Origin of the sequence: Guyparkeria sp. WRN-7 (assembly GCF_001641825.1) — a bacterium.
In the GTDB taxonomy this organism is placed as follows: Bacteria; Pseudomonadota; Gammaproteobacteria; order Halothiobacillales; family Halothiobacillaceae; genus Guyparkeria.
Map to the genome: position 1 here is coordinate 74,267 of NZ_LRFH01000004.1, position 21,702 is coordinate 95,968.

Below are 21,702 nucleotides of genomic sequence, written 5' to 3' on the forward strand. Positions count from 1 at the left end.
TGACGCGCCACCCGGCGACCCGCTCCACGGGTACGCCGAACGGCGAGCTGGATGATTTGGCGGCATTTTACCCTGCCGACGGGCAACTGTCAGGGGGAGGCCCCGGCTTGCCCGCCGACTAGCCGGCCGCGAGCCGGCAGAGCATGCGGTCCTCGCCGCTGAGGATCTGCTTGAGCACCTTGCGCACCCCGCGCATGGAGTTCGACAGCGTCTTCTCGATCTCGTCCATCGAGACGGTGTCGCCGTCGTGCACACCGGCCGCCCAGTTGGCCACCACGTTGAGGCTGGCGTACTCGATATCCGCTTCGCGGGCCAGCACCGCCTCGGGCATGCCCGTCATGCCCACCACGTCGCAACCGTCACGCTCCAGGCGCCGGATCTCGGCGGCGGTCTCCAGCCGCGGGCCCTGCGTGGCGCCGTAGGTGCCGCCATCCCGCATCGGGATATCGAGCGCCTGCCCCGCCTTGAGGAAGGCCTGGCGCAAGGGCTCGTCGTAGGGATAGGTGAAGTCGACGTGGGTGACCGAGTCGAGGTCGCCCTCGTAGTAGGTCGACGGGCGCCCCCAGGTGTAGTCGATCAGCTGGTCGGGCACGACCAGCGAGCCCGGCCCCATGTCCGGATGGATGCCGCCAACGGCCGCCACGGCAAGAATGCGGCTGACGTTGAGCTCGCGCAGCGCCCAGATGTTGGCGCGGTAGTTGATCTGGTGCGGGGGGATACGATGGTTGTAGCCATGACGCGGCAGGAACACCACGTCGCAGCCCTGCAGCCGGCCGATGGTCACCGGCCCGGAGGGCTCGCCGAACGGCGTCGAGACCACCTGATGGCGCACGTCGTCGATGCCTTCGATCTGGGACAACCCCGTCCCGCCGATAATCGCCAGATGCACGTCAGCTCCTCCCGAAACGGGTTACGCCCGGCTCACTCGCCGTCGGGCAGCGCGTAGATGCCGGGCAGATTGCGAAAGTAGCCATGGTAATCCATGCCCTCGCCGAAGATATAGCGGTCGGGGACCGTCACGCCGCAGAAATCCGCCTTCAGCCCGGCCACCTTGCGCTCATGCCGCTTGTCGGTCGCCACCGCGATCCACACCCGCGAGGCACCGGCATCCAGGCACCATTCCCGCACCGCGGCCAGCGTATGGCCCTCGTCGAGGATGTCGTCGACCAGGAGCACTTCACGACCGGCCAGTTCGATGTCCGGCTGGGCCAGCCACTTGAGCGCCCCGCCGGTGGTCGCACCGCGATAGCGGGTGGCATGCAGGTAGGAAAGCTCCAGCGGAAAGGTCAGTTGCGGCAGGATCTGGCCGGCACTGACCAGCCCGCCGTTCATCAGGGCCAGCACCACCGGCAGCCGCCCGGCCAGGCGGGCGTTGATGGCCTCCGCCAGCCGCGAGTACGTCGCCTGCATCTCTTCCGGGGCGATCAGGCAGTCGCAGCGGGCAAGCAGCGCGTCGAGGTCATCGGATCGCTGCCGCCAGTCGAGGGTCTCTTGCATGGGTTCGAACCAGTCTCTGAATCAGGGGGGATCAGGCGCGGTCGGGGAACAGGTCGGGCGCGTCGACACCAAGGCGCTCGATCCACTGCCGCGCCTCGGCAAAACGCGGCGAGCGGGCCAGCCGCTCCTCCGACGGCACCGGACCGTGCCCGAACATCCGCGCCAGACGAGCCTCGCGCTGCGGGCTGGCGGCGAACTCGAGCCGCTTCTGCACCCGGTCGACCAGCTCGGGATGATTGCAGATCAACGCCATGTCGACCCCGGCTGCCAGGCACTGTTCGACCCGCTGCTCGATCTCGCCCACCGCAGCGGCGGCCGCCATGGTCAGGTCGTCGCTGAACACCGCGCCCTCGTATCCCCACTGCTCGCGCAGGATCTGGCGCACCCACACCGGCGAGAACCCGGCCGGACGCTCGTCGACCTCGGGGTAGATCACATGGGAGACCATCAGGCCGGGGATCAACCGGTCGGCCATCGCCCGGAACGGACGCAGGTCCGTCTTCTCGATGGTGGCAAGCGCGCGGGTATCGACCGGGTGGGCGATATGCGAGTCGGCCGCCACCGCCCCGTGGCCAGGATAATGCTTGCCGACGGCCGCCATGCCGGCCTCGTGCATCCCGCCGGTCCAGGCGATCGACAGGGCGATCACCGCCTCGGGGCGCGCGTCGAAGGCACGATCACCGATCACGCCACTGATGCCGCGATCGAGGTCGAGCACCGGCGCAAAGCTCAGATCCACGCCCACCTCTCGCAGCTGGGTGGCCATCAGCCAGCCGAGCGAACGGGCCGCCTCCAGCCCCGCCTGGCGATCGGCGTCGAACAGCTTGCCGATACGCCCCATCGCCGGCAACGGCAGGAACCCGTCCTCCTTGAAACGCTGCACGCGCCCGCCCTCCTGATCGACCGCGACCAGCAGATGCGGACGGCGCAGGGAACGGATCTCGGCGATCAGCGCCTTGAGCTGCGCCCGGCTCTCGAAGTGCCGGGCGAACAGGATCACGCCGCCCACCGAGGGATGCTGCAGGCGAGGACGGTCGGCGGCGGTCATCTCCGGGCCGACCAGGTCGATCATCAGGGGGCCGAGTGCCGTCATGGCGATGTCCTTGGCAAAAGCGGTTGAGAATCAGCCCTTAGTTGTCGTCCCGGGTGACGCGCTGGCGACGACTGCGGCCGCTGTTACCCAGAAGGGCCTTTTCGGCAAGCGCCCCAAGGTACACGTACAGGCCCAGGCCGACCAGCAGGGCGGCGGCAGCAAAGATCATCAGCGAGGCCACTCCACCCTGGTCGGAATAGCCCATCGAGACCTTGAACATGGTCAGCAGGCCCTCGATCAGGATCGCGACCAGGATCGCTGCGACGAAGCGGGTCATGGTACGCCGCACGGTACTGTGTCGGTGGACGTCCTTCTCCATCAGGACCTCTTCCTCGAACACCGTCTTGGCGAGATCGAAGATCGCCATCGCCAGGGTGAGCACGACGATCACCTCGAATGGCTTGAGCCTCAGTTCCGCCGCCCAGCCGGGCTGCATCAGGGCCCCGACAAGCTCACTCATGCTGCTGTAGAACAGCACGCCGGCGACCAGCAGCATGGCCGCCGCGAACAGGCCGTAGAGCACGCGAAAGAACGGCTCGATACGGCGACGCAGGGTGTCGCCCAGCAGGAAGCTGATCATCGCCTCGAGGTCCACGTCGATGACGAGATAGCCCACTCGTCCCTGGTGTTCGATACGCAGGGTCGCCGAGATGCACAGGTCGCGCGAGGCCGAGGACAGGTAGGGCTCGGTCAGGTGAACGTGCTCCTCATCGGACTTGTAGAACTTGAAGTACGGCCGCTCACTGCGATCCATGCCCTTGCCGCGGCCCATGGCGCGATTGACGTGGCCGGTCTCGTCGGCGCCGAACTCGGCGATCTGCACGCCCTCCTCGTCGAGCAAGTACACCAGATCGACGAAGGGATACAGATCGATCAGCTTCTCGGTGACCGCGTGCAATGCGGACTGGTCGGTAAGCAGCCGCGGCTCGCCGATGCCGGTGATGATCGATTCGATCAGTTCGCGGATCGAGCGGGACTGCTCGTGGTAGCGGTCGATGGTGCTGATGTAGTTGGCCGAGTGCATGAGTTCCCTGATTGACGTGGATGAATGCGCCGGTGGGCAGTGTAACCCGAGCCGGGCGGCGGCTTCGCGCAAAAAAAGAGGCGCCCGAAAGGGGCGCCCAGAAAGGAGGAGTCAAAGAGCACCAAACGGGTCACGTCGACATTGGAGATGGAACGTGTCGTATTGGCACCCCCTTAGCAGCGAGAAGCGTGCCAAGTCTTTCCAACGCCTCCGAAATGGGCGGGAATCCCCGCCATGGCGGGATTTCAGGTCAACGAGTCGCAGCGGGGCCGCGAGGCAGGGCCGAACCATGTCGAGACGGCTCGCGCCTCATTTTGGGGCATCCGGGTACCGGCCGCCCCAGACTGGGTCGCTTCAGCCCAGCCGGCGGGAGAAGAAGTCGAGCGTCTTCTCGAGGGAATCGCGATCGGCGGCCTCGTCGTAGCCCAGCGGCAGGCCGAATCGTTCGGCCTTGTCGTCGGCACCCGGGTTGGTGAAGGCATGGCTGACGCCCGGATAACGGGTGACCTGCACCTCCGCGCCCGCCTCGCGCATCTCCTCGGCGACCCGTTCGACCTCCGCCGGGTCGGCCATCGGGTCCTCCTCACCGGTGAAAATCCAGGTGGGCGTGTCCACACGGCCGGCGACCGGCGCGAGCCCACCGATACCGGCATGGAAGGTCGCCAGCGCATCATGATGCACGCCCTGGCGTGCCATGCTCAGACCCACCGAGCCACCGAAGCAGTAGCCGATCGCGCCGAGGCGCTCGGCATCGACGCGTTCGTGGCGCTTGATCGCCTCGATCGCGAGTCGGTAGCGGCGCTTCAACGCGTCGAAATCCGACAGCGCCTGGTTCATCAGCTCGGTGGCCTCGTTGGCATCCTCAGTGAGCTTGCCGTCGCCGTAAAGGTCGATGGCGAAACCGACGTAGCCCGCCTCGGCCATGTCGCGGGCACGCTTTTCCATGTAGGCCGTGCGCCCCCAGAACTCGGGTACCACCAATACGGCCGGCCGGGGGCCGGCGACATTGGGATCGTAGGCGACCATTCCCTTCATGGTCAGATCGTCGGCGTGGTACTCGAGCTCCTGGGTCCTGATCTCTGCGGCCATGCTTGTCTCCTGGTTATGAACGCAATCGCGACGACGCCGCGTCCGTGAAATAAGGGGGCGCTGCATCGGGACGAAAGGGACAGTCTTAGCAGCTGGCGACCGCTATTTCAGCCGACCGCGTCGGCAGCCGGTTCACCGCTGCGGGCGGCCCGGGCGGCACGGGCACGACGGGCCGTGCGCTGATCGACTGCCTGCTTGAAGGCGACCAACAGACCCAGCCCGATGAAGGCGCCCGGCGGCATCAGGGCCAGCAGGAAGGTCATCCGCTCGGGCAGGATACGCACGCCCCAGTCGACGGCCATCGGGCCGAACAGCTGCTCGGCGCCCGCCAGCAGCGTGCCGAAGCCGATCAGCTCACGCATGGCACCCAGGGTGATGAGCACCAGGCCGAATCCGGCCCCCATGACGAAACCGTCGAACACCGAAAAGCCGAAGGCGTGACGCGAGGCGAACCCCTCGGCGCGGGCGATGATGATGCAGTTGGTCACGATCAGCGGAATGAAGATGCCGAGCGTGTTGTAGAGCGAGTGGAAGTGCGCATTCATGATCAGCTCGATGATGGTCACCACCGAGGCGATCACCATCACGTAGACCGGCAGTCGGACCTCCGGGCGCACCCAGTCACGAATCAGCGAGACCACGCCGTTGGAGACCACCAGTGTCACCAGCGTGGCAATGGCAAGCCCGATCGCGTTGACCGTGGTGTTGGAGATCGCCAGCAACGGACACAGCCCCAGCACCTGCACCAGTGCCGGGTTGTTCTTCCACAGCCCGTCGAGGGCCAGTTCGGACAAGCGCGGCTCAGCCATCGTCATGCTCCTCCCCTTGGTCGCCTACCGGCTGTTCGAACAGCTGGCGACGATGTTCGCGCACGTACAGCAACACGTCCTCGACCGCCTCGACCACCGCCCGCGGCGAGATCGTGGCGCCGGTGAACTGGTCGAAGACGCCACCGTCCTTCCTCACCGCCCAGTCCTCGAGCGGCGGGGCACCGAGACGACGGCCGGTGAAGTCGCTTATCCAGTCGGTCTTGTCGGCCTTGATCTTGTCGCCCAGCCCGGGGGTCTCGTTCTGTTCGAGCACCCGCACGCCGGTGATCACGGCATCCGCATCCACACCGACCAGCAGACGGATATCACCGCTATAGCCGCGATGGGTGACCACCGGGATGGCCACCGCCGTGACCCGGCCGGCCTCGCGAGCGCGAAAGCCCAGCTGACTGGCCTCCATGGCCCGCTCGCGTTCCTCGACCGTCAGCGAGGCCGGCAGTACATCGTCGTCGGGCGGGGTGATTACCGGCTCGCCGAGGTTGAGCGCTTGCGGATCCGGCAGGACGAAGGCGTCCTCGGCCGGGTTGTTGTCGTGGGTCTCGCTACCGAGCACGGCCATGATCTGACCAAGCAGTACCGCCTGGCGGTTGAGCTCGATCTGGTCCGCCGTCTTCTGCTGGGTGTAGGCGACGAAGCCCACGCCCAGGCCGAAGAACACCGCCAGGATCACCGTGGTGATCACGACGCGCCTGAGCTCCAGATCCTTCACGAGCCCTTCTCCTCGCCGGCACCGGCCCGGCCCTTGCGACCGAACACCGCCGGCTGCGTGTAGTAGTCGATCAGTGGCACCGCGAGATTCATCAGCAGGATCGCGAAGGCCACCCCGTCGGGATAGTTGCCGAAGCTGCGAATCAGCACGGCAAGCACGCCGATGCCGAAACCGAACACCAGCCGCCCGCGCGGCGTGGTCGAGGCGGTCACGGGATCGGTGGCAACGAACAGGGCACCGAAGATCACCCCGCCACCGACAAGGTGGAACAGCGGATCGGCGAAGCGCTCGGGGTCGATCCCCCACAGCAGGGTTGCCATGACGAGCACGCCGACAATCATGGCCACGGGAATGTGCCAGCGGATCGCACCGCGCCAGAGCATCCACGCCCCGCCGGCCAGGAAGGCGAGATTGAGCCAGAGCGACCAGCCGCCACCCTGCCAGATCGAGGCACCCGCACCGGCCACCTCGCCGCCCTGGGTCAGCACCATGCGCCACTGGTCGAGCGGCGTGGCCTGGCTCAGGGCATCAAAAGCCATCCCGCCCGGCAGCACACCGAACAGGCTCCACTGCAATGCCTCGGCGAACGACAGGCTGGCCGCCCCGTCTTCGATCGGCGCGCCCCAGCGGGTCATCGCCTCGGGGAAGGACACCAGCAGCACCACGTAACCGACCATCGCCGGGTTGAACAGGTTGTAGCCGATCCCACCGTAGAGCTGCTTGGCGACCACCACGGCAAACACCGCACCGACCACCGGCAACCACCATGGCGCAAGGTTGGGCAGACACAGCGCCAGGATCCAGCCGGTGATCAGCACCGAGCGGTCGGTCAGTGCCGGGCGAAACGGCCGCGCCCGCAGCCACAGCATCAGCGCCTCGGCCAGCCAGGCGGCACCGACGGCGAGCAGGACGTTGATCAGCACGCCCCAGCCCAGCAGCCAGATGGCGGCGACGGTACCGGGCACCAAGGCCCACAGCACCGTGGTCATCACATCGGCAACGCTCGAAGGCGCCTCGACGTGCGGCGATGTCTGGACCGGAAACTTCATGACGACCCTCCCGGCCGTTCGGGTGAGTCACTCGCCTCGCCGTTGGCGGGCGGCGCATCGGACGAGGCCTCGCCCCGCTGCACGCGTGCCTTGCGGGCCTTGGCCCGGGCGCGGGCGGCCTCGATGCTCATTGCCGCGGTGGATTTCTCCTCGCCCTCCGGCTTAGCCGCCTTGCCGCCCGCCTTATCCCCGTCCGCGTCCTCGGCGGCGGCCTTCTCCTGGGCGGCCTTTACCGCGGCGCGCTTTTTCGCCAGGGCGGCCTCGCGCTCGGCCTTCTGCCGTTCGATGCGCTCGTTGTGGAATTCGAACCGTCGCCGGGCGTGCTCGGCCTTGGCCTTCTCGCGCTCGGCCGACCAGATCTCGGTCTTGGCGTGGCGGAAGTACTGCACCAGCGGAATGTGCGACGGGCAGACCGCCGAACAGACACCGCATTCGATGCAGTCGAACAGGTGGTAGTCGTGGCTGCGGTCGAACTGCTGGGCGCGGGCGTACCAGTAGAGCTGCTGCGGCAGCAGGTCGGCAGGGCAGGCCTCCGAGCAGCGCGAGCAGCGGATGCAGGGTTGCGGCGCGGGTGCCGGGTCACGGTCGACCGGGCGCATTGCCAGCAGGCAGTTGGTCGCCTTGACCACCGGCACCTCGTCCTCGTGCAGGGCGAATCCCATCATCGGCCCGCCCATCAACAGGCGGTCGACGCCCTCGGTGTAGCCGCCGGCCGCCTCGATCACCTTCGCCATCGGCGTGCCGATGCGCACGCGGAAGTTCTGCGGTTCGGCGACGCCACCGCCGGTGACGGTTACCACCCGCTCGGTCAGCGCCCGTCCCTCGACCACCGCATGCCAGCTGTTGGCCACCGTACCGACGTTCAGGCACAGCAGCTGGTAGTCGGTGACGTGACGGTTGCGCGGCACCTCGATGCCGGTGAGCGTGCGGATCAGCTGCTTCTCGCCGCCGGCCGGGTAGATGCTCGGCACCACCTTGATGGCGAAACGGTCCTCGTTTTCCTCGGCCGCCAGCCGGTCGATCACCGCCTGCAGCGCCTCGACCGCCCGCGGCTTGTTGTCCTCGATGCCGATCAGGCAACGGGCCGCACCCACCGCGTGCAGCATCATCTGCGCCCCACGGATGATGGTCTCGGGCGCCTCCTGCATCAGGCGGTCGTCGCAGGAGATATACGGTTCGCACTCGGCGCCGTTGAGCACCAGCGTCTCCACCCCGCCCGGGTTGGCGGTGGCAAGCTTCACGGCCGTCGGGAAGACCGCCCCACCCAGGCCGACGATGCCGGCCTCGCGCAGGCGCGAGCGGATCTCTACCGGGCTCTTGTCCTCATAGTCGGGCCACGGGGGAAAGGGGTCGGCCGCTCGGTCCTCGCCGTCGGCAGCCAGCACGATGCTTTGTGCCGACAGACCACCCGGATGCGGCAGCCCGCGCGGCTCGATCGCCTTGATCACCCCGGAGGTCGGGGCGTGGATGGCCGCGGAGATGAAATCGTCCGGACGGGCCAGGAGCTGGCCGCGGCGAACGTGATCGCCCACCGACACCACCGGGATGGCCGGGGCGCCGATGTGCATGTGCAGCGGCAGGACGTACTCGTCGACCAGCGGCATCTCGCCGATGGGCCGGTCACAGGCCGGTGCCTTGCGGGGCTCGACATCCAGACCGCCGTGAAAGCCGTGCAGTCCCGGCGAGACCGTCGCGCGCGCCTCAGGCATGGGCCGGTGCCTCCTGACGAGCGGCCGGACCGCGGGTAGGTACGGGGTGGGCGGACTCGGGCATCGGGAAGCGGTAGGCCTCCACGCCTTCCTCGACCGGCACCATGTCGATGCAGTCGACCGGGCACGGCTCGACGCACAACTCGCAGCCGGTGCACTCGTCCTCGATCACGGTGTGCATCTGCTTGGCAGCACCCAGGATCGCGTCGACCGGGCAGGCCTGGATGCACTTGGTACAGCCGATGCAGACCTCCTCGTCGATGATCGCGAGGGTCTTGACCTCCTGAATCTCGAGGTCATCGTCGAGCGGCTTGAACTCCACGTCGAGCAGATCGGCGAGATTGCGGATGGTCGACTCGCCGCCCGGCGGGCAGCGGTTGATGTCCGCCTCGCCCTTGGCCATCGCCTCGGCGTACGGCTTGCAGCCGGGATAGCCGCACTGGCCGCACTGCGTCTGCGGCAACAGCTCGTCGATCCGATCGGCGAGCGGGTTGCCCTCGACCCGGAAGAACTGCGCCGCCAGCCCCAGCAGCACCCCGAACAGGATCGCCAGCCCGACGGCAAGAAGAATCGCCAGCCACATCAGACGGTCACCATCCCGGCAAAGCCCATGAAACCCAGTGCCATCAGCCCGGCCGTGACCAGGGCGATCGGCACCCCTTCGAAGGCCGCCGGCACGTCCGCCGCGGCCAGCCGCTCACGCAGAGCGGAAAACAGGATCAGCACCATCGAGAAGCCCACCGAGGCGCCAAAGCCGTACAGCGCCGACTCGATGAAGCTGTTCGCCTGCTGGACGTTGAGCAGCGCCACGCCCAGCACGGCGCAGTTGGTGGTGATCAGCGGCAGGTAGATACCCAGCACGTTGTGCAGCAGCGGGCTGGTCTTTCTCACCATCATCTCGGTGAAGTTGACCACCACGGCGATCACCACGATGAACATGATCGTGCGCAGGTAGCCCAGCCCCAGCGGCTCGAGCAGCCAGGCATGCGTGACGTAACTCGCGATCGCCGAGAGTGTCAGCACGAAGGTGGTCGCCAACGACATGCCGATGGCCGTCTCGACCTTGTTCGATACCCCGAGAAACGGGCACAGGCCGAGGAATTTCACCAGCACGAAGTTGTTGACCAGGATGGTGCTGATCAGGATGAGGATGTATTCAGTCAAGGCCACCTACCGTGCGTCCCGGAAACCGCGCCGACGGGGCCGGCACTTTATGCGGCGAATGGTAACAAGGAAGTGCCGAGGGCCGCGAACCGGTATGTTCAATCATACCATTCGGTTCGTTCAACCCCGTGACCGAATCAGGAACCGATGCCGGGCCAGGTAAACCCCTCGTCCACCTTCTTCAGCCGCTCGACCCAGTCGGCGTGGGCCGTAGCGGCCTCCGCCTCGGGCTCGATCACTCGCAGCCGCGGCCGGTCGCTCGGGATCGTGCCGAGCGCGGCCTGGCCGGCCGTGGCCGTCTCGGCGGGATTGTCGAACGAGAGGTCCCACTGCCCGCCGGTCAGGGCGAGATAGACGTCGGCGAGGATCTCGGAGTCCAGCAGCGCGCCGTGCAGGGTGCGATCGGAGTTGTCGATCTGGTAGCGGCGACACAGCGCATCGAGACTGTTGCGCTGCCCCGGGTGCTTGTCGCGGGCGATGGCGAGCGAGTCGGTGACCAGGTCGACGTGCTCGGACAGGGGCGGGAAGCCGGCGCGCTTGAGCTCGGCGTCGAGAAAGCCGACGTCGAACGCCGCGTTGTGGATGATCAGCTCCGCGCCGCGGACGTAGTCGAGGAACTCCTCGACCACCTCGGCAAAGCGCGGCTTGTTCTCCAGAAAGTCGTTCGACAGCCCGTGGACGGCGAAGGCACCGGCATCCACTGCCCGCTCGGGGTTGAGGTACTGGTGGTAGTTGCGGTGCGTCAGGCGCCGCTCGACCAGCTCGACCGCGCCGATCTCGATCAGCCGGTGGCCTTCCTCGACCGGCATGCCGGTGGTTTCGGTATCCAGAACGATCTGTCGCAGTGTCATCGACGGTTCTCGCTTCCGCTTTGGCGTTGATATTGGTTCAACCAGCGCTCCAGGGCGCTGGCGAATGCCTGCTTGTCCTTCGGTCCCAGCGGCGGCGGTCCGCCGGTGGCCACCCCGCTCTCGCGCAGGGTCTGCATGAACTCCCGCTGGGCCTGCCGGCCACGGATGGACTCGGCGGAATACGCCTCGCCACGCGGGCTGATCGCCGCCGCGCCCTTGGCCAGCACCTCGGCGGCCAGCTCGATGTCGGCGGTGATCACCAGCTCGCCCGGGCTCACCCGCTCGACGATGGCATTGTCGGCGACATCGAAGCCCGGTGCCACCTGCAGGAAGCTGACCCGACGGGAACGCGGCGTCGGCAGCGGATGATTGGCCACCAGCACGACGTCCACGCCCACCCGGTCGGCGGCACGGAACAGCATCGTCTTGATCGGCCCCGGACAGGCATCGGCATCAACCCAGATGGACAAGCGGTTCTCCTCGGCACTCGCCCGAACCGGGCGGGCGGTAAATGATCGGTCCCCGATGATACGTGAGCCCGTCGAGATCGCGGCGCACCACGATTGCTATCATGCCCCGTCATTCAGCCCAGACAGGACCGAACATGGACTTCGACGTGGTGATCATCGGCGCGGGCGCGGCCGGCCTGATGTGCGCGGCCACCGCCGGCTACCGCGGCCGCCGGGTGCTGGTGCTCGATCATGCCCGCAAGGCGGGCCAGAAGATCCTGATGTCCGGTGGCGGGCGCTGCAACTTCACCAACCTCAACAGCACGCCGAACCAGTTTCTCTCGGCCAACCCGCGCTTCTGCATCTCGGCACTCAAGCGCTACCCGCCGTCGGCCTTTCTCGAACTGGTCGAGCGCCACGGCATCGACTACGTCGAGAAGGCCCCGGGCCAGCTGTTCTGTGCCGGCAAGGCGCGTGAGATCGTCGACATGCTGCTGACCGAGTGCGACTGGGCCGGCGCCGAGGTACGCATGAAGACCGGGGTCGAGGCGATCGAGGTGATCTCCGGCGGCTACCGCCTGCGCACCGCGTCTGGCCCCGTCACCACCGAGTCGCTGGTGATCGCCACCGGCGGGCTGTCGATCCCGACCATGGGCGCGACCCCGTTCGGCTACGAGGTCGCCCGCCAGTTCGGCCTGACGGTGCTGCCCACACGCGCCGGGCTGGTGCCCTTCACCCTGCATCCCGCGCTCAAGGAACGCCTCGCTCCGCTGGCCGGCATCAGCGTGCCCGTGGCCGTGACCGCGGGCGGGATGCGCTTCGAGGAGCCGATGCTGTTCACTCATCGCGGCCTGTCGGGCCCGGCGATGCTGCAGATCTCGAGCTTCTGGCAGCCGGGTGAACCACTGGTCATCGACCTGTTGCCCGGCCGTGACGTCGCCGCCGAGCTGGCCGAACGACGCGCCCGACACCCGCAAGGCACGGTGCTGCAGTATCTCGACGAGCACCTGCCGCGCCGGCTGGTCCGCGTGCTTTGCGACTGGCACGGCTGGTCGGGTCCGTTGCAGGAATATTCGCGCGACGACATCGCCACCGTCGCCGACCACCTGCAGCGCTGGGCGGTCAACCCGGCCGGCACCGAGGGCTACCGCACCGCCGAAGTGACACTCGGCGGGGTCGACACCCGCGCACTGTCCTCGCAAAGCATGGAAGCGCGCGACCAGCCGGGTCTATTCTTCATTGGCGAGGTGGTCGACGTGACCGGCCACCTCGGCGGCCACAATTTCCAATGGGCCTGGGCCTCCGGGGTCGCCGCCGGCCAGGTGGCCTGAGACGAACGACGCGGACAACGGGGTGGGCATGGACAGTCTGACCGGTCAGTTTCTGCAGGAAAACCAGTCACTGGTGTTGCTGACGGTCTCCCTTCTGCTGGGGGCGCTGATCGGCCTGGAACGCGGCTGGTCGAGCCGACAGAAGGAAGCCGGCGAGCGGATTGCCGGCATCCGCACCCACGCACTGCTGGGCCTGCTCGGCGGGCTCGCCGCCCTGCTCTCGACAGAGCTGACCGACTGGGCCTTCCCCACCCTGCTGCTCGCCGTCACTGCCGTGGCGCTGGTGGCCTGGCGCACCCGGGCCCAGTCGGTGCGCAATTTCAGCATCACCGACAGCGTCGGTCTGCTGATCACCTTCTGCCTAGGGGCCGTCGCCGTGGCGGTCGACGTGGTGGTCGCCACCGCGGCGGCGGTGGTGACCGCGATGATCCTCGACAACAAGGAAGAAATTCACGGCCTGCTGAAAAAGCTCGAGGCGCGCGAGCTGGACGCCGCCTTCAAGCTGCTGCTGATCAGCGCGGTGATGCTGCCCCTGCTGCCCAACGAACCGCTGGGACCGGGCGGCGCGCTCAATCCCTACCAGATCTGGTGGATGGTGGTGCTGATCGCCTCGATCTCGTTCGTCGGCTACTTCGCCATCCGCGTCGGCGGCGCCGAGAAGGGCATCCTGTTCACCAGTCTGTTCGCGGGCCTGAGCTCGTCGACGGCACTGACGCTGCACTTTGCCCGCCAGTCACGCCGCCTGCCCGAACTGGACCCGATGCTCGCCGTCGGCATCCTGATCGCCTGCGGCACCATGTTCCCGCGGGTACTGCTGGTGGCCACGGCAGTGCACCCGCCCATCTTCGATGCGCTGTTGTGGCCGGTGGTGGTAATGACGGTGCTGCTGATCGTCCCGGCCGCCTTCATGTGGCAACACGCCCGGCATCGCAGCACGATCAAGCAGCCGCAGCTGACGCAGAACCCGCTCGACCTGAACTCCGCGCTGCTGTTCGGCGCCCTGCTGACCGTGATCATGCTCGCCGGCGAATGGCTGCGCGAGTGGCTCGGCAGTGCCGGCATCTACCTGCTGGCTGCCTCCTCGGGCGTGGCCGACGTGGATGCGATCAACCTGTCGCTGACCCGCATGGCACGCGACAGCATCGACATCCACACCGCCGTGCTGGGCATCATCATCGCCTCGGCGGTGAACAACATCGTCAAGACCGGAATCGCCGGCAGCATCGGCACCCGCCGGCTGGGACTGCATGTCGCCGCGCCCATGATCGTTTCGCTCGCCGGTGGCCTGCTCACCGCCTGGCTGCTGATCTAGGCAGGCTTGCTTGCTCGCCGCTCGACCCAGGCGAGCATCGACGGCGTGAACAGCAGGGTCAGCATGGTGGCGGCAATCAGCCCGCCGGCAATTGCGGTGGCAAGCTGCACCCAGTACTGGGTCGAAGGCGCACCGATGCTGAATTCACGGCCGATCAGATCGATGGTCAGACCGAAGACCATCGGCGCAAGCCCGAGCACGGTGGTCACACTGGTCAGCACCACCGGCCGCAGACGCTGCGCGCCGGTGCGCAGCGCCGCCTCGTCGGCCGGGATACCCTCGCGGCGCAGCTGGTTGAAGGTGTCGATCAGGACGATGTTGTCATTGACCACCACGCCGGCCAGTGCGATCACGCCAATGCCACTCATCACGATCGAGAACGGCTCGCCGCGCAGGATCAGCGCCAGCAGCACCCCGCCGGTCGAGATCACGATGGCGCTCAGCACCAGGCCGGCCTGATAAAGGCTGTTGAACTGGGTGACAAGGGTGAGGAACATCAGCGCGATCGCCACCACGAAGGCCGCTGTAAGAAACCGGCCAGCCTCCGCCTGCTCCTCCTGCTGGCCGCGCACCGCCAGCTGCAGCCCCGGCGGCATGGGGTGGCCGTCCAGCCATTCGGTCAGCGCCCGCACGCGTTCGTCGACCAGCCGGCCGGGAGCGACGTCCGCCTCGATGGTGAAGGTGCGCCGGCCGTCGACCCGGTTGATGATCCCCGTCTTCGGCGCCGGCACGAATTCGACAAAGTTTCGCACCGGCACAAGGCCCGCCTGGGTGGGCACCCGCAGGTTGACCAGCTGGGCGAGGTTGCGCTCGTCGAAAGGAAAGCGCACCCGGATCTCGACCTCCTCGTCGGCATCCACCGGCCGATAATCGCCCAGCTCCACGCCGCGGGTGAGCATCTGCACCGCCCGGCCGAGGAGGTTCACATCGGCACCGAAACGGGCCGCCTCGCGGTGGTCGACCTCCAGCCGCACCTCCACGCCCGGCAGCGGCCGGTCGTCCTCGACATCGACGAAACCGCCGACAGCCCGCATTCCCTCGCGCAAGTGCTCGATCCCCGCGGCCAGCTGCCTGACCGACGCCCCCTTGCGCTCACCGGCCACCTCGAGCACGACGGGCTTGCCCTCCTCCGGCCCGCCCGACTGCGTGAGAAACTGCAGTCGCACCCCGGGAATGTCGGCAAGATCGGCACGCAGCCGATCGAGTATCTCGGCGGCCGGCGGCCGGCGCTGCCAGTCGACGAACTCCAGCTGGATCACACCGATCACGTCCTCGGCGTAGTCCTGAACCAGCCGGTCCCGTGGCGAGCCGATGGTGCGGGCATAGACCGTCTTCAACGAGGGGCGATCGAGCAGTCGCGCCTCGACCGAACGCACCAGGTCGTCCGCCTCCCAGACCGAGAGATCGCCGCGCGCCTGCACCTGAATCTGCGCGAAACGCGGCTCGATCTCGGGAAAGAAGTCGACCCCCCGCCCCAGCTCGGCGTAGGCGACAAACAGGCCACCGGTCACGACCAGGGCGATGGCAAGCGTCTGCGCCGGATGAACCACGGTCCAGCGGAGCAGGGCCACGTAACGACCGGTGCCACCGTCGAGCTCGTCGAAACGCCCGGCTTCGGCCGCGCGGATATGCCTTACCTGCTCGGGACGACTGGGGCGATCGGCGCCCAGCGAGGCGGCCAGCACCGGGATGAACACCAGCGCCATGGCCAGCGACATCAGCAGCGTGATGATCACCGTCGCCGGCAGGTAGAACATGAACTCGCCCACCATCCCGGGCCAGAACAGCATCGGCAGAAAGACCGCCAGCGTGGTGATCACCGAGGCGATGATCGGCCAGGCCATGCGCTGGGCCGCATCCCGGTAAGCGGTGCCGGCACGCCCCTCGGCAAGGTAGCGGTCCGCCTGTTCGATCACCACGATCGCCCCGTCGACCAGCATCCCCACCACGAGGATCAACGAGAACAGGACCACGATGTTCAGGGTGTAGCCCAGCAGGTACAGGACCAGTATCCCGCCGAGAAACGCCCCGGGTATCGACAGCCCCACCAGCCACGACGAGCGACCACCGAGCGCAGCGACGATGACCAGCATCACCAGCAGAATGGCGATGAGGACGTGGTTCTCCAGATCACCCAGCAGGTCGCGGACATCACGTGCCTGGTCCTGCAGGTAACGCACCTCGACCCCGCCAAGCCAGTCATGGCTGGCTTCATCGATGATCTGGCGGGCCGCGGCGACGGTATCGAGGATATTGGCACCGCCACGCTTGCGGATCTCCAGCGAGATCGCCGGCTGGCCGTCGATGCGGGCGAAGCCTTCGGGATCCTTGAAGGTACGCCGCGCCGTAGCCACCTCGTCGAAGGTGACCACGGTGCCCTCGAAGGCAATCACCGGCATCTCGAGGATATCCTCGACCGATTCGATCACGCCGGGAACCTTGATGCTGACCCGGCCGGCGCCCGTGTCCATCGCCCCGGCGGCGACCAGCTGATTGTTGCGGGCGAGCGCCGCGATCAGCTCGTTGTAGGGCAGTTCGTAGGTCTCGAGCGTCCGGGGGTCGACCATGACCTCCAGCAGGTCCTCGCGCTCGCCGCCGACCTCGACCTCGAGCACACCCGGCACCGCCTCGATGCGATCGCGCAGGTCACGCGCGATGCGGACCAACGTCGACTCGGGCACGGAACCCGACAGCGCGGCGGTAAGCACCGGAAACATCGACAGGTCGACTTCGGTGACCACCGGCTCCTCGGCCCCGGGCGGCAGATCCGGACGGACCAGGTCGACCTCCTCGCGCACATACGCGAGTGCCCGGCGATTGTCGTAGCCGGGATGGAAGTCCAGACGCAGCAGCGCGAAACCTTCGCCGGCGCTGGCCCGAACCTCGTCGAGCCCCTCGATCGTCGACAGTTCACGCTCCAGCGGCCGGATCAGCAGCCGCTCGCTGTCCTCAGGGGAAATGCCGGGGTACGACACCGAGACGAAGAAGATCGGCACGTCGACATCCGGCGCCGCCTCCTTGGCGATCGACACGTAGGCAATCCCGCCGGCAGCAAGCAGGGCAAGCAGAACCAGCAGCACGCTGCGTGAGCGGGCGAAAAGCGCGCCGATCAAGCGGTTCATGGACTATCTCCGGCCACCTCGATCGGGTCGCCGTCACGGACGAAGCCGTGACCCAGGGTGATCAGCCGCACCGTTTCGGGCAGGCCGGTCACCCAGATCCGGCTGGCATCGGCACGCACGGGCTCGACTGGCAGGAAACGCGCCCGCACCCCCTGCCCGGTCTCGACAGCCACCTTGACGCCCAGCCGACCATCCTCGTCCTGGCCGATCAGCGCCGGCGACACGGCGTGGGCAGGCACCTTGTCGACGGGTATCTCCACGGTCACGCTGGTGCCGGCCGGCAAGTCACGCTCGGGGTTCGGCACCGAGATACGTGCCCGGAAGGTGCGTGTCTGCGGATCGGCCATCACCGACACGTACTCAAGCCGGCCGACGCGCTGCTCGCCGTCCAGGAACACCACGCGCGCCGTCTGACCTTCCCGGGCCTCGTGGACGCGATGCTGCGGGATGCTCACCACCGCGCGCAGCGGGTCGTTCTCGACGATCTCGACCACTGGATCGCCGGCGGCGATCACGTCGCCAGGCCGGGCGATCAGCCGATCGAGGATGCCGCCGATCGGCGCCTCGATGCGGGTGCGGGCGATGTCGAGCTCGATCGCGGCGACCCGGGCGCGGGCAGCCTCCAGCGCGGCCTCGGCCTGCTCGGCGGCCAGTCGGGCCTGAAACCCCTGGTCGGCAAGCCGCATCGCGGCCTGGTAGTCGCTGCGCGCCTGGCGTGCCGCCGCCTCGGCCTCGCGCAGACGAGCCTCACGATCGTCCATCGCCAGCCGGGCAACCAGCTCGCCCGGTTCCACCGTCGCCCCCTCCGACAGCGGGGTCTCGACCACCTGACCGGCGGTGCGCGCCCGGACATCGACGACCTGATGGGGCTCCACCGCACCCTGCAGCGTCAGGAGCCGCTCGACCGGTTCGGCATGGCGCGTGGACAACGCGACGGTCACTGCCGCGTCAGGGCGACTGGCCGATCGCTCCTCGGCATGTTCGGAGTCGCCGGTCAGCACCCAGACGGCAAGCCCGAACACGGCGAGGACGATCACGATCCAGCCGGCATTGTCCGCGATCCATTTTTTTGTCATGACCATGGCCCGTGTGATCTGTCGTTCTTCAGCGACAGGTGCAAGGCATCGTTCCGATGATAACCCTCACGCCCGGCATGCTCAGTGCCATGAGGGGGAAAGCCGTCGACCGATCACCTTGTAGCCTTCCATGAGGAAAAACGAGACCAGCCCAACCGCGAGAATCAGCACGCCATCGAACAGGGAAACGGCCTCGGTGGCGAACACCGATTGCATCGCTGGCAGGTAGGTGATCATGAGCTGCGCGACCATCACGCCGATCACCGCCAGCCAGACGGGGCGTGTGGCACGTAGCAGGTCGAAGCGGAACCGGGCGTTGTGCAGGCCGCGAATGAAGAACAGCTGCACGATCTCGAGCACCACCAGCGTGTTCATCGCCATCGTGCGTGCCAGTTCCAGCGAGTAGCCCTGGCTGATCGCGTACTGGTAAACGCCGAAGACCGCCCCGACGAACAGGGCCGCCATCACCGCGATGTAGATCAACCAGCCGCCGGAGAGCACGCCCTCGTCGCGGGGCCTGGGTGGGCGGCTCATCACCCCCTCCTCGCTGGGCTCGAAGGCAAGCGCCAGGCCGAGCGTGGTCGCCGTCACCAGGTTGATCCAGAGGATCTGGATCGGCGTGATCGGCAGGGTCAGACCGGCGAGCAGCGCGACCACGATGGTCATCGACTCGCCGGCGTTGGTCGGCAACGTCCAGCTGATCACCTTCTTGACGTTGTCGTAGACCGTCCGCCCCTCGCGAATACCGGCGACGATCGAGGCGAAGTTGTCGTCGGCGAGCACCACGTCCGCCGCTTCCTTGGCCGCCTCGCTGCCTCGCTGCCCCATGGCGATACCCGCATCCGCCCGCTTGAGAGCCGGCGCGTCGTTCACCCCGTCCCCCGTCATGGCGACGCTGTGACCGAGTGCCTGCAGCGCCTCGACCAGTCGCAGCTTGTGTTCCGGACTGGTGCGGGCGTAGACATCGACATCGAGAACGCACTGGCGGAGCTGCTCGTCGCTCAGTCCCTCGATATCCGCCCCGGTCAGGGCCGTGTCGGCGTGCTCCAGCCCGATCTCCGCGGCGATTGCCGTCGCCGTGCCCGCGTGATCGCCGGTAATCATCTTGACGCGAATGCCTGCCCGGCGGCATTCGTTCACCGCATCGGGCACTTCGGGCCGCGGCGGGTCGGACAGGCCGAACAGGCCGAGGAACACCAGATCCGACTCGACCTCGTCGCGCTCGAGCACGGTCCGCTCGGGGTCCTCGGGGCGCGCCGCCACGGCCAGCATGCGGTGCCCCCGGGAGGCGAGGTCGTGGGCCCGATCCCGCCACCACTCGGCATCGAGCGCCCGCGTATCGCCGTCGAAGGCCCGTTCCCGGGCGCACATCGCGAGCAGCTTCTCCGGCGCCCCCTTGACGAACAGGCAGGCGTGGCCTTCGTGGTCGTGATCGAGCGTCGCCATGAATCGGTGCTCGGCGTCGAACGGGATCGAGTCACTGCGGTGCCAGCGATCACGCTCGGCATCGATATCCAGCCCCGCCCGGCCGGCAAAGGCAATCAGGGCGCCCTCCATCGGATCACCCTCGACCTGCCAGGCCTCCTGCTTCTGCACGAGGCCGGCGTCGTTGCAGAGGAGCCCGGCGCGCGCCATTTCCTCGAGAAGGCTGCCTTCGCTCTGGTCCACGGGCCGGTCGTCATGGACGATCTGGCCAACCGGCGAGTAGCTCTCGCCAGTCACCGTGAATTCCGCCCCGGCCACGGCAACCACGGTCACGGCCATCTCGTTGCGCGTCAGCGTGCCGGTCTTGTCGGTGCAGATGACCGATACCGAGCCGACGGTCTCGATTGCCGGCAGACGCCGCACGATCGCCTGGCGACGGGCCATTGCCTGCACGCCGATCGCCAGGGTGATGGTGAGCACGGCCGGCAGGCCTTCGGGAATCGCGGCGACCGACAGCCCGACCACCGCAATGAAGAGTTCCTGGAACGCCATTTCGCGCCAGAACAAGCCCAGGAGCAGAATCATCGCGGCGATCATCAGGATCACCACGGTAAGCCAACGGCCGAAGCGGTCCATCTGCTCGACCAGGGGCGTGGTCAACGACTCCACCTCCGAGAGCAACCCGGAAATACGACCGATCTCGGTCGCCTCGCCGATCGCCACGACCACCCCTCGCCCCTGTCCACGGGTCACCAGCGTGCCACTGAAGGCCATCGAGCGACGGTCGCCGACGGACGCTTTAGACTCGACCGGCTCACTCCCCTTCTCTACCGGGACGGACTCTCCGGTCAGGATTGCCTCCTGAACGTGCAGGTCGCGTCCGCCAAGCAGGCGCAGGTCGGCCGGCACCCGGTCGCCGGCCTCGAGCAGCACGACATCGCCGGGCACCAGTTCCTCGGCGGGCACGGCCTGGCGACGTCCGTCCCGGATCACGCCGGCCTTCAGAGCCAGCATGCGGCGAATGGCGCCCATTGCCTGCTCGGCACGCCCCTCCTGGACGAAACCGATCGCCGCATTGGCCAACACCACCGCCAGGATCACGGCGGTGTCGATCCAGTGCGCCATCAGCGCCGTCACCACCGAGGCGGCCAACAGGACGTAGATGAGGATGTTGTGGAACTGACGCAGCAGGCGGCGCCATGCGCTGGGACGCCGTGCCTCCGGCAGACGGTTGGGTCCGTATTCGGCACGCCGCCCCTCGATCTGATCCTCGCTCAGCCCGTCACGACCCGACTCCAGCGCCTCGAGCACCGACTGAGCCGGCTGGCTATGCCATCGTTCGTCTGGTCGAGGATGTTCCGTCATGGTCTCGCTCCCCCGCCGAGGACAGGTCGTCGATCGCCGTCGTGCGTCTTCTTGCATTGAAGACTAGGGGAACTGCGGCTGGCTCGCGATATCGGCCCCGTCGCCCCGGCCGGCTAATCGATGGCCCCGTCGGCAGCCGCCTCGTCCATGGCCCGGTTGGCCAGCTGGTCGGCACGCTCGTTCTCGGGATGGCCGACGTGGCCGCGAGTCCAGTGCCAGTGGACTTCATGTCGCTCGGCGGCCTGCTCCAGGCGTCGCCAGAGATCGGCGTTCTTGACCGGCTTGCCGGCGGCGGTACGCCAGTTGCGCCGGCGCCAGTTGTGGATCCATTCGGTGATCCCCTGGCGGACATACTGCGAATCGGTGGTCAGATGGACCTCGCAGGGCTCCTTGAGCGCCTCGAGCGCCTCGATCGCCGCGGTGAGCTCCATGCGATTGTTGGTGGTCTCGGTATCCGCCCCCCAAAGGTCGCGCTCGTGCTCGCCGAAGCGCAGCACCGCCCCCCAGCCGCCCGGGCCGGGGTTGCCGCGGCAGCCGCCGTCGGTCCAGGCGTGGACGACCTTGCGTCGGCTAGGGGAGGAGGCATCGGATGACTGCATGATCTCGG

At 67.6% G+C, this 21,702-nt stretch carries 19 protein-coding genes; 2 read left to right on the top strand and 17 right to left on the bottom strand.

The features are described from left to right. Positions 1 to 118: 118 nt before the first annotated feature. The 13 genes from AWR35_RS02950 to AWR35_RS03010 form a co-directional block, all read right to left on the bottom strand. On the bottom strand, positions 119 to 889 hold the full coding sequence (locus AWR35_RS02950) for an S-methyl-5'-thioinosine phosphorylase (RefSeq protein WP_058574470.1): 771 nt from the start codon (positions 887 to 889) through the stop codon (positions 119 to 121). Positions 890 to 921: 32 nt separating this feature from the next. After that, a complete protein-coding gene (locus tag AWR35_RS02955) occupies positions 922 to 1,497 on the bottom strand; it encodes a hypoxanthine-guanine phosphoribosyltransferase (protein ID WP_058574471.1) in 576 nt (191 codons plus the stop codon). Positions 1,498 to 1,528: 31 nt separating this feature from the next. After that, positions 1,529 to 2,590, bottom strand: a complete 1,062-nt coding sequence (gene nagZ, locus AWR35_RS02960) for a beta-N-acetylhexosaminidase (protein WP_058574472.1) — start codon at positions 2,588 to 2,590, stop codon at positions 1,529 to 1,531. Between the two features lie 37 nt (positions 2,591 to 2,627). Continuing rightward, on the bottom strand, positions 2,628 to 3,614 hold the full coding sequence (locus AWR35_RS02965; RefSeq protein ID WP_058574473.1) for a hypothetical protein: 987 nt from the start codon (positions 3,612 to 3,614) through the stop codon (positions 2,628 to 2,630). A 354-nt stretch (positions 3,615 to 3,968) separates the two neighbouring features. Then, the gene (locus AWR35_RS02970) at positions 3,969 to 4,703 is read right to left on the bottom strand and encodes a dienelactone hydrolase family protein (protein WP_058574474.1); all 735 of its coding nucleotides are present in this window, start codon (positions 4,701 to 4,703) and stop codon (positions 3,969 to 3,971) included. Positions 4,704 to 4,810: 107 nt separating this feature from the next. Beyond that, positions 4,811 to 5,512, bottom strand: a complete 702-nt coding sequence (locus tag AWR35_RS02975) for an electron transport complex subunit E (protein ID WP_058574475.1) — start codon at positions 5,510 to 5,512, stop codon at positions 4,811 to 4,813. Continuing rightward, positions 5,505 to 6,242 carry an RnfABCDGE type electron transport complex subunit G gene (locus tag AWR35_RS02980; protein WP_058574476.1) on the bottom strand — a complete coding sequence of 246 codons (738 nt, stop codon included), beginning with the start codon at positions 6,240 to 6,242 and terminating at the stop codon, positions 5,505 to 5,507. Before AWR35_RS02980 ends, AWR35_RS02975 begins: the two co-directional genes overlap by 8 nt. Continuing rightward, positions 6,239 to 7,291: an RnfABCDGE type electron transport complex subunit D gene (locus AWR35_RS02985; RefSeq protein WP_058574477.1), complete on the bottom strand. Its 1,053-nt coding sequence runs from the start codon at positions 7,289 to 7,291 to the stop codon at positions 6,239 to 6,241. Before AWR35_RS02985 ends, AWR35_RS02980 begins: the two co-directional genes overlap by 4 nt. After that, a complete protein-coding gene (rsxC, locus tag AWR35_RS02990) occupies positions 7,288 to 9,000 on the bottom strand; it encodes an electron transport complex subunit RsxC (RefSeq protein WP_058574478.1) in 1,713 nt (570 codons plus the stop codon). The genes AWR35_RS02985 and rsxC overlap by 4 nt, the downstream gene beginning before the upstream one ends. Continuing rightward, entirely contained in the window at positions 8,993 to 9,583 is a 591-nt protein-coding gene (gene rsxB / locus AWR35_RS02995; RefSeq protein WP_058574479.1) for an electron transport complex subunit RsxB, read from the bottom strand. The genes rsxC and rsxB overlap by 8 nt, the downstream gene beginning before the upstream one ends. After that, positions 9,583 to 10,164, bottom strand: a complete 582-nt coding sequence (gene rsxA, locus AWR35_RS03000) for an electron transport complex subunit RsxA (RefSeq protein WP_058574661.1) — start codon at positions 10,162 to 10,164, stop codon at positions 9,583 to 9,585. Before rsxA ends, rsxB begins: the two co-directional genes overlap by 1 nt. 137 nt (positions 10,165 to 10,301) lie before the next feature. Continuing rightward, positions 10,302 to 11,015 carry a DNA polymerase III subunit epsilon gene (dnaQ, locus tag AWR35_RS03005; RefSeq protein WP_058574480.1) on the bottom strand — a complete coding sequence of 238 codons (714 nt, stop codon included), beginning with the start codon at positions 11,013 to 11,015 and terminating at the stop codon, positions 10,302 to 10,304. After that, the gene (locus tag AWR35_RS03010) at positions 11,012 to 11,485 is read right to left on the bottom strand and encodes a YaiI/YqxD family protein (RefSeq protein ID WP_058574481.1); all 474 of its coding nucleotides are present in this window, start codon (positions 11,483 to 11,485) and stop codon (positions 11,012 to 11,014) included. Before AWR35_RS03010 ends, dnaQ begins: the two co-directional genes overlap by 4 nt. A gap of 134 nt (positions 11,486 to 11,619) precedes the next feature. Here AWR35_RS03010 and AWR35_RS03015 point away from each other — a divergent pair, with 134 nt between their 5' ends. Together AWR35_RS03015 and AWR35_RS03020 are read left to right on the top strand one after the other, a co-directional pair. Next, the gene (locus AWR35_RS03015; RefSeq protein WP_197408125.1) at positions 11,620 to 12,795 is read left to right on the top strand and encodes an NAD(P)/FAD-dependent oxidoreductase; all 1,176 of its coding nucleotides are present in this window, start codon (positions 11,620 to 11,622) and stop codon (positions 12,793 to 12,795) included. A gap of 28 nt (positions 12,796 to 12,823) precedes the next feature. Continuing rightward, complete coding sequence (locus tag AWR35_RS03020; protein ID WP_058574483.1) at positions 12,824 to 14,107, top strand: DUF4010 domain-containing protein; 1,284 nt, start codon at positions 12,824 to 12,826, stop codon at positions 14,105 to 14,107. Here the strand turns inward: AWR35_RS03020 and AWR35_RS03025 are convergent. The 4 genes from AWR35_RS03025 to rnhA form a co-directional block, all read right to left on the bottom strand. Then, positions 14,104 to 17,229 carry an efflux RND transporter permease subunit gene (locus AWR35_RS03025; protein ID WP_058574484.1) on the bottom strand — a complete coding sequence of 1,042 codons (3,126 nt, stop codon included), beginning with the start codon at positions 17,227 to 17,229 and terminating at the stop codon, positions 14,104 to 14,106. The two genes, AWR35_RS03020 and AWR35_RS03025, sit on opposite strands and share 4 nt — an antisense overlap. Next, on the bottom strand, positions 17,226 to 18,305 hold the full coding sequence (locus AWR35_RS03030) for an efflux RND transporter periplasmic adaptor subunit (protein ID WP_231723549.1): 1,080 nt from the start codon (positions 18,303 to 18,305) through the stop codon (positions 17,226 to 17,228). The genes AWR35_RS03025 and AWR35_RS03030 overlap by 4 nt, the downstream gene beginning before the upstream one ends. A gap of 81 nt (positions 18,306 to 18,386) precedes the next feature. After that, on the bottom strand, positions 18,387 to 21,095 hold the full coding sequence (locus tag AWR35_RS03035) for a cation-transporting P-type ATPase (protein ID WP_058574485.1): 2,709 nt from the start codon (positions 21,093 to 21,095) through the stop codon (positions 18,387 to 18,389). A gap of 113 nt (positions 21,096 to 21,208) precedes the next feature. Further along, positions 21,209 to 21,694 carry a ribonuclease HI gene (rnhA, locus tag AWR35_RS03040; protein WP_058574486.1) on the bottom strand — a complete coding sequence of 162 codons (486 nt, stop codon included), beginning with the start codon at positions 21,692 to 21,694 and terminating at the stop codon, positions 21,209 to 21,211. Positions 21,695 to 21,702 lie beyond the last annotated feature (8 nt).

What these genes read in the sequence shown, in the direction of transcription:
- AWR35_RS02955 (WP_058574471.1), bottom strand. Translation starts at nt 1,497, where the DNA reads ATGCAAGAGACCCTCGACTGGCGGCAGCGATCCGATGACCTCGACGCG.
- nagZ (WP_058574472.1), bottom strand. Translation starts at nt 2,590, where the DNA reads ATGACGGCACTCGGCCCCCTGATGATCGACCTGGTCGGCCCGGAGATG.
- AWR35_RS02965 (WP_058574473.1), bottom strand. Translation starts at nt 3,614, where the DNA reads ATGCACTCGGCCAACTACATCAGCACCATCGACCGCTACCACGAGCAG.
- AWR35_RS02970 (WP_058574474.1), bottom strand. Translation starts at nt 4,703, where the DNA reads ATGGCCGCAGAGATCAGGACCCAGGAGCTCGAGTACCACGCCGACGAT.
- AWR35_RS02975 (WP_058574475.1), bottom strand. Translation starts at nt 5,512, where the DNA reads ATGGCTGAGCCGCGCTTGTCCGAACTGGCCCTCGACGGGCTGTGGAAG.
- AWR35_RS02985 (WP_058574477.1), bottom strand. Translation starts at nt 7,291, where the DNA reads ATGAAGTTTCCGGTCCAGACATCGCCGCACGTCGAGGCGCCTTCGAGC.
- rsxC (WP_058574478.1), bottom strand. Translation starts at nt 9,000, where the DNA reads ATGCCTGAGGCGCGCGCGACGGTCTCGCCGGGACTGCACGGCTTTCAC.
- rsxB (WP_058574479.1), bottom strand. Translation starts at nt 9,583, where the DNA reads ATGTGGCTGGCGATTCTTCTTGCCGTCGGGCTGGCGATCCTGTTCGGG.
- dnaQ (WP_058574480.1), bottom strand. Translation starts at nt 11,015, where the DNA reads ATGACACTGCGACAGATCGTTCTGGATACCGAAACCACCGGCATGCCG.
- AWR35_RS03015 (WP_197408125.1), top strand. Translation starts at nt 11,620, where the DNA reads ATGGACTTCGACGTGGTGATCATCGGCGCGGGCGCGGCCGGCCTGATG.
- AWR35_RS03020 (WP_058574483.1), top strand. Translation starts at nt 12,824, where the DNA reads ATGGACAGTCTGACCGGTCAGTTTCTGCAGGAAAACCAGTCACTGGTG.
- AWR35_RS03025 (WP_058574484.1), bottom strand. Translation starts at nt 17,229, where the DNA reads ATGAACCGCTTGATCGGCGCGCTTTTCGCCCGCTCACGCAGCGTGCTG.
- AWR35_RS03030 (WP_231723549.1), bottom strand. Translation starts at nt 18,305, where the DNA reads ATGACAAAAAAATGGATCGCGGACAATGCCGGCTGGATCGTGATCGTC.
- AWR35_RS03035 (WP_058574485.1), bottom strand. Translation starts at nt 21,095, where the DNA reads ATGACGGAACATCCTCGACCAGACGAACGATGGCATAGCCAGCCGGCT.
- rnhA (WP_058574486.1), bottom strand. Translation starts at nt 21,694, where the DNA reads ATGCAGTCATCCGATGCCTCCTCCCCTAGCCGACGCAAGGTCGTCCAC.